Origin of the sequence: Martinezella multihospitum, assembly GCF_900094585.1 — a bacterium.
In the GTDB taxonomy this organism is placed as follows: Bacteria; Pseudomonadota; Alphaproteobacteria; order Rhizobiales; family Rhizobiaceae; genus Rhizobium; species Rhizobium multihospitium.
Map to the genome: position 1 here is coordinate 414,228 of NZ_FMAG01000006.1, position 6,515 is coordinate 420,742.

13 protein-coding genes are annotated in these 6,515 nt (G+C 58.8%); all 13 read right to left on the reverse strand.

The window, feature by feature from the left end; all coding sequences use genetic code 11:
* Position 1 precedes the first annotated feature (1 nt).
* A complete protein-coding gene (rplN, locus tag GA0061103_RS24900; RefSeq protein ID WP_003573790.1) occupies positions 2–370 on the reverse strand; it encodes a 50S ribosomal protein L14 in 369 nt (122 codons plus the stop codon).
* Positions 371–596: 226 nt separating this feature from the next.
* Positions 597–836, reverse strand: a complete 240-nt coding sequence (gene rpsQ, locus GA0061103_RS24905; RefSeq protein WP_069611899.1) for a 30S ribosomal protein S17 — start codon at positions 834–836, stop codon at positions 597–599.
* Between the two features lie 12 nt (positions 837–848).
* Complete coding sequence (gene rpmC / locus GA0061103_RS24910) at positions 849–1,049, reverse strand: 50S ribosomal protein L29 (RefSeq protein WP_007690763.1); 201 nt, start codon at positions 1,047–1,049, stop codon at positions 849–851.
* A gap of 11 nt (positions 1,050–1,060) precedes the next feature.
* Positions 1,061–1,474, reverse strand: coding sequence for a 50S ribosomal protein L16 (gene rplP / locus GA0061103_RS24915; protein WP_003573792.1), 414 nt, complete (start codon positions 1,472–1,474; stop codon positions 1,061–1,063).
* 36 nt (positions 1,475–1,510) lie between these two features.
* The gene (gene rpsC, locus GA0061103_RS24920) at positions 1,511–2,236 is read right to left on the reverse strand and encodes a 30S ribosomal protein S3 (protein WP_004118393.1); all 726 of its coding nucleotides are present in this window, start codon (positions 2,234–2,236) and stop codon (positions 1,511–1,513) included.
* A complete protein-coding gene (gene rplV, locus GA0061103_RS24925) occupies positions 2,236–2,625 on the reverse strand; it encodes a 50S ribosomal protein L22 (protein WP_004118391.1) in 390 nt (129 codons plus the stop codon). Before rplV ends, rpsC begins: the two co-directional genes overlap by 1 nt.
* Before the next feature lie 2 nt (positions 2,626–2,627).
* The gene (gene rpsS / locus GA0061103_RS24930) at positions 2,628–2,906 is read right to left on the reverse strand and encodes a 30S ribosomal protein S19 (RefSeq protein ID WP_015339602.1); all 279 of its coding nucleotides are present in this window, start codon (positions 2,904–2,906) and stop codon (positions 2,628–2,630) included.
* A 15-nt stretch (positions 2,907–2,921) separates the two neighbouring features.
* Positions 2,922–3,758 carry a 50S ribosomal protein L2 gene (rplB, locus tag GA0061103_RS24935; protein ID WP_015339601.1) on the reverse strand — a complete coding sequence of 279 codons (837 nt, stop codon included), beginning with the start codon at positions 3,756–3,758 and terminating at the stop codon, positions 2,922–2,924.
* A gap of 11 nt (positions 3,759–3,769) precedes the next feature.
* Entirely contained in the window at positions 3,770–4,063 is a 294-nt protein-coding gene (locus GA0061103_RS24940) for a 50S ribosomal protein L23 (RefSeq protein WP_028753972.1), read from the reverse strand.
* A complete protein-coding gene (gene rplD / locus GA0061103_RS24945; RefSeq protein WP_015339599.1) occupies positions 4,060–4,680 on the reverse strand; it encodes a 50S ribosomal protein L4 in 621 nt (206 codons plus the stop codon). Before rplD ends, GA0061103_RS24940 begins: the two co-directional genes overlap by 4 nt.
* A 13-nt stretch (positions 4,681–4,693) precedes the next feature.
* On the reverse strand, positions 4,694–5,335 hold the full coding sequence (gene rplC / locus GA0061103_RS24950) for a 50S ribosomal protein L3 (RefSeq protein ID WP_075852342.1): 642 nt from the start codon (positions 5,333–5,335) through the stop codon (positions 4,694–4,696).
* A gap of 39 nt (positions 5,336–5,374) precedes the next feature.
* Entirely contained in the window at positions 5,375–5,683 is a 309-nt protein-coding gene (rpsJ, locus tag GA0061103_RS24955) for a 30S ribosomal protein S10 (RefSeq protein WP_003547547.1), read from the reverse strand.
* 310 nt (positions 5,684–5,993) lie between these two features.
* A partial coding sequence (locus GA0061103_RS24960; RefSeq protein ID WP_245304860.1) for an EF-Tu C-terminal domain-related protein occupies positions 5,994–6,515 on the reverse strand: 522 nt, incomplete at its 5' end.

Consider the following 6,515-nt stretch of genomic DNA (forward strand, 5'->3'; position numbering starts at 1 on the left):
CTTACAGTACTTCTGGAGCCAGCGAGATGATCTTCATGTGGTTCTTGGCGCGAAGTTCGCGCGGAACCGGTCCGAAGATACGGGTGCCGATCGGCTCTTTCTTGTTGTCGATGAGGACTGCTGCGTTGGTATCGAAGCGGATGACGCTGCCATCCGGACGACGGATGTCCTTGGCGGTACGAACGACGACCGCCTTCATCACGTCACCCTTCTTCACACGGCCGCGCGGAATAGCTTCCTTGATCGAAACGACGATGACGTCGCCGATCGAGGCATACTTGCGCTTCGAGCCGCCCAGCACCTTGATGCACATGACACGACGTGCGCCGGAATTATCCGCCACGTCGAGGTTTGTTTGCATCTGAATCATGTCAGGTCGCCTTCTTGTTGTTACCGGAATGGTTGGGCCAAACGACCCCCTACCCCGGCTTATGGACTAGTGTCTTGTCTGATTATGCCTGGCTTCGCGACCACTCACGATCGTCTCTGCCGGCCATCAATAAAGCAAAAGAACGCCCGTTCTCGAGCGTCCTGCTTCCAAGCTCGTGCTTCATACAGATATTTCGCCCAAGCGCAAGGGCCTGAGCGAAATTCTGTTACTTGGACTGGGCGGAAACGACCGTCCAGGTCTTATCCTTGGAGATCGGCGCGCATTCCTCGATGGAAACGACGTCGCCGGTCTTGTACTGATTGTTTTCGTCGTGAGCCTTGTACTTCTTGGAACGACGAACGGTCTTCTGGAGCAGCGGGTGAGCGAAACGACGCTCAACGCGGACAACTACCGTCTTCTCGTTCTTGTCGCTGACCACGACGCCCTGCAGAATGCGCTTCGGCATGTTATTTTTCCTTTAGGCCTTTGCTTCTGCCGCCTTCTGGCGGGCAATGGTTTTTACGCGAGCGATGTCCTTACGGACTTCGTTGATGCGCGAGGACTTCTCAAGCTGGCCGGTCGCCTTCTGAAAGCGCAGGTTGAACTGCTCCTTCTTCAGCTTGGCAAGCTCGTCCTTGAGTTGGTCGGCGCTCAGGGCGCGAACATCTGCGGCTTTCATGAGCTTCTTCCTTACTCTGCAATGCGCTGAACGAAGCGCGTCTTGACCGAGAGCTTGGCGGAGCCGAGGCGCAGAGCCTCACGAGCGATTTCTTCGCTCACACCGTCGATCTCGAACATCATGCGGCCGGGCTTGACCTTGCATGCCCAGTATTCGACGGAACCCTTACCTTTACCCATACGGACTTCGGTCGGCTTTGCCGTCACCGGAACATCCGGGAAAACACGGATCCATACGCGGCCGGCGCGCTTCATGTAGCGCGTGATCGCGCGGCGGGCCGCTTCGATTTCGCGAGCGTTGACGCGGTTAGGTTCCTGCGCCTTCAGACCGAATTCGCCGAAAGCCAGATCAGAACCGCCCTTGGCGACGCCCTTGATGCGACCCTTGAACTGCTTACGGTACTTCGTACGCTTTGGTTGCAACATTTTCTTATTCTCCGAACTTATCTGCCACGTACGCTATCAAGCGTTGTCGCGGCGACGGTCTCTATCGCGATCGCGGCTAGCCGGACCCTGGGCGTCGCCTTCGAGCGCGCGGCGTTCGGAGGCCATCGGATCGTGCTCAAGGATTTCGCCCTTGAAGATCCAGACCTTGATGCCGCAGATACCGAAAGCGGTTTCTGCTTCAGCCGTACCGTAGTCGATGTCAGCGCGCAGCGTATGCAGCGGCACGCGACCTTCGCGGTACCATTCCGTACGAGCGATTTCAGCACCGCCGAGACGGCCGGCGCAGGTGATCTTGATGCCTTCGGCGCCAAGACGCATCGCGGACTGAACGGCGCGCTTCATGGCGCGACGGAAAGCAACACGGCGCTCGAGCTGCTGAGCGATCGACTGGGCAACCAGCGTCGCGTCGATTTCCGGCTTGCGAACTTCAACGATGTTGAGGTGCGTTTCGGAATTCGTCATGTCCGACAGCTTCTTGCGGAGCTTGTCGATGTCAGCGCCCTTCTTGCCGATGATCAGGCCCGGACGAGCCGAGTGGATCGTGACGCGGCACTTCTTGTGCGGACGCTCGATGACCACCTTGGAGATACCAGCCTGCTTCAGTTCGTTCATGACGAACTTGCGCATCTTGAGGTCTTCGTGGAGAAGCTGGCCGTACTCGGCATTGTCCGCAAACCAGCGGCTATCCCAGGTACGGTTAATGCCGAGACGAAAACCGATCGGATTGATTTTCTGACCCATTATGCGGCCTCCCCTTGAGCTTCAACTTCGCGGACAACGATCGTCAGGTGGGCGAACGGACGCTCGATACGAGACGCACGGCCACGGCCACGAGCGTGGAAACGCTTCATGACGATCGACTTGCCGACATAAGCTTCCGCTACGACCAGCGAGTCAACGTCGAGGTCGTGGTTGTTTTCTGCATTGGCGATCGCAGATTCGAGCGTCTTCTTCACGGCGCCAGCGATACGCTTGCGCGAGAATTCCAGCTCTGCGAGCGCGCGATCAACCTTCTTGCCGCGGATCGAAGCCGCGACCAGGTTGAGCTTCTGCGGGCTGACGCGGAGCGTGCGCGCAACTGCCTGCGCCTCGTTGTCCTTCAGCCGGCGTTCGGTTTTTGCCTTGCCCATTGTTACTTCCTCTTCGCCTTCTTGTCCGCACCGTGACCATAATAGGTACGGGTCGGGGCGAACTCGCCGAACTTGTGTCCGACCATGTCTTCATTGACGCTGACCGGAATGTGCTTGCTGCCGTTGTAGACGCCGAAGGTGAGACCGACGAACTGCGGCATGATGGTGGAGCGACGGCTCCACATCTTGATTATTTCGTTACGTCCGCCTTCGCGCACCTTCTCAGCCTTCTTGAGAAGATAGCCGTCAACAAACGGACCTTTCCATACTGAACGAGCCACTTGAGACTTCCTCTCTTACTTCTTGCGCTGATGGCGCGAGCGCATAATCATCTTGTCGGTCGACTTGTTCGACCGCGTACGCTTGCCCTTGGTCGGCTTGCCCCACGGAGTCACCGGATGGCGACCACCGGAGGTGCGGCCTTCACCACCGCCGTGCGGATGGTCGACCGGGTTCATGACAACGCCGCGGTTATGCGGCTTCTTGCCACGCCAACGCGAACGACCGGCCTTACCGTCGTTGATGTTGCCGTGATCCGGGTTGGAAACCGCACCGATCGTAGCAAGGCAGGTGCCGTGCACGAGGCGCTGTTCGCCCGAGTTCAGGCGAAGGATCGCCATTCCCTGGTCACGACCAACGAGCTGAGCGTAGGAACCGGCGGAGCGAGCGATCTGACCACCCTTGCCCGGCTTCATTTCCACGTTGTGGATGATGGAGCCGACCGGGATGAACTGAAGCGGCATGGTGTTCCCAGGCTTCACGTCCACTGCCTTTTCCGAAGCGATGACCTTGTCGCCCGAAGCAAGACGCTGCGGAGCAATGATGTAGGCCAGTTCGCCGTCCGTGTACTTCACCAGAGCGATGTAAGCGGTACGGTTCGGGTCGTATTCGATACGCTCGACGGTTGCCTCAACGTCGAACTTGCGACGCTTGAAGTCGACCAGACGATAGCTGCGCTTGTGACCACCGCCCTGGAAACGGACGGTGATGCGGCCGGTGTTGTTACGGCCACCCTTGGAGGTGAGGCCTTCCGTCAGCGACTTGACCGGCTTGCCCTTGTAGAGCGAGGAGCGATCGACGATGACCAGCTGACGCTGGCTCGGGGTCGTCGGATTGAATGTTTTCAATGCCATTTTCTTATTCCTCAGAGACCGGTGGAGACGTCGATCGACTGGCCTTCGGCGAGCGTCACAACAGCCTTCTTCACGTCCTTCTGCTTGCCGACGAGACCTTTGAACCGCTTGGTCTTGCCCTTGCGCAGCAGAGTGTTGACGGCCGTAACCTTGACGCCGAACAGCGCTTCGACGGCAGCCTTGATCTCAGGCTTCGTCGCGGTCTTGGCAACGTTGAAAACAACCTGGTTATTATCCGAAACCAGCGTGGACTTTTCGGTGATCGCAGGAGAAACGATCACATCGTAATGGCGAAGATCCGTCACTTGAATCGCTCCTCTAGAGCTTCAACTGCAGCCTTGGACAGCACGAGCTTGCCGCGGCGCAGGATGTCGTAAACGTTGATGCCCTGAACCGGCAGAACATCGATGTTCGGGATGTTCTGGGCTGCGAGCTTGAAGTTGCTGTCGAGCTCAGCACCGCCGATGAACAGAGCGTTCGTCAGGCCGAGCGTCTCGAAAGCACCAGCGAGTGCCTTGGTCTTGGCTTCGGTTGCGACGAGATTGTCGATGACGATCACGTCTTCAGCCTTGAACTTGGCCGAGAGAGCATGACGCAGGCCGAGGGCGCGAACCTTCTTCGGCAGATCGTGCTCGTGGCTGCGAGCGACCGGGCCGTGAGCCTTGCCACCGCCGCGGAACTGCGGAGCGCGAGCCGAATGGTGACGAGCGCGGCCCGTACCCTTCTGCTTGTACATCTTGGCGCCGGTGCGCGCTACGTCAGCGCGGCCCTTGGCCTGATGCGTGCCCTGCTGCTTCTTGGCAAGCTGCCAGCGAACGACGCGAGCGAGAATGTCTTCACGCGGCTCGAGGCCGAAAATCGCATCAGAAAGGGAAACCTTCCCGGCGTCTTTGCCCTCAAGGGTCTTGACGTTGAATTCCATTGGTTTGGCTCCCTTACTTCGCTGCCGACTTGACGGCGTCGCGCACGATGATCCAGGCACCCTTGGAGCCGGGAACCGCACCCTTGACGAGGATCAGACCGCGATCTTCATCGGTCGATACCACTTCGAGGTTCTGCGTCGTGACGCGGGTCTGGCCCATGTGACCAGCCATCTTCTTGTTCTTGAACACCTTGCCCGGGTCCTGCCGCGAGCCGGTCGAACCGTGCGAGCGGTGCGAAACCGACACACCGTGCGTGGCGCGCAGACCGCCGAAGCCGTGGCGCTTGATGGCGCCGGCAAAGCCCTTACCGATCGTCGTGCCGGTCACGTCGACGAGCTGACCCGCCGTGAAGTGGCCTGCGTTGAGCTCGGTGCCAACTGCGAGCAGATTGTCTTCCGTGACACGGAATTCTGCGAGCTTGGCCTTCGGCTCTACGCTTGCAACGGCGAAATGGCCGCGAAGAGCCTTCGTCGTGTTCTTAACTTTAGCCTGGCCGGCACCGAGCTGAACTGCGGTGTAGCCATTCTTTTCAACTGTGCGCTGGGCTACGACCTGGCAGCCTTCCATACGCAATACGGTAACCGGGACATGCTCGCCGGCGTCGTTATAGACGCGGGTCATTCCCACCTTCTGTGCAATCACACCTGAACGCATCGGTTCAATCCTTCTCACTCAGCTCGAGGACCAGAGGTCTTAGAGCTTGATCTCAACATCGACACCGGCGGCGAGATCGAGCTTCATCAGCGCGTCTACCGTCTGCGGGGTCGGGTCAACGATGTCGAGGAGGCGCTTATGCGTGCGCATCTCGAACTGCTCGCGGCTCTTCTTGTCGATGTGCGGGGACCGGTTTACCGTAAACTTCTCGATACGAGTCGGAAGCGGAACGGGGCCCCGGACGCTAGCACCGGTGCGCTTCGCCGTCGACACGATCTCGCGCGTGGAAGCATCGAGAATTCGGTGATCGAACGCCTTCAGGCGAATGCGGATATTTTGGCCGTTCATTCGACGTTATCCTTGTGTTTGTTATCTCGCGTGCCTCTCCAACAAGGGCACGGGTTGTTCTGTTTCCTAAGGCGGACCACCGGTTTCAAAGATCGAGAGGGACGCCGGCGACGGCATCCCCATCCACTCTTTAGGCCTTTCGACCCACCTTATTGTTAATTTCATTGGCCGCTTCGTCATCCGAAGCAGCGCGCAACTCGCGCTCGCGCGCCATTTGCAACATTTCTATGTCATAAGCAAGCGGCTACAGCCGCTTGCATCATAATATTGTCATCGAATCGGCCGCTCGGATGGAGCGGCCGCCTTCGAATTACTCGACGATGGAAGCCACGATGCCAGCGCCGACGGTACGGCCGCCTTCGCGGATCGCGAAGCGAAGCTTTTCTTCCATCGCGATCGGAACGATCAGCTCAACGGCAACGGTGACGTTGTCGCCAGGCATAACCATTTCCGTGCCTTCCGGAAGCGTCACGATGCCGGTCACGTCAGTCGTACGGAAGTAGAACTGCGGACGGTAGTTCGTGAAGAACGGCGTATGACGGCCGCCTTCTTCCTTCGTCAGGATGTAGGCTTCGGCCATGAACTTCTTGTGCGGCTTCACGGAGCCCGGCTTGCACAGGATCTGACCACGCTCGACGCCGTCACGGTTCACACCGCGGATCAGCGCACCGATGTTGTCGCCAGCCTGGCCCTGATCGAGCAGCTTGCGGAACATTTCAACGCCGGTAACCGTCGTCTTCGACGTCGGACGAATGCCGACGATTTCGACTTCTTCACCAACCTTGACGATACCACGCTCGACGCGGCCCGTCACAACCGTACCACGGCCAGA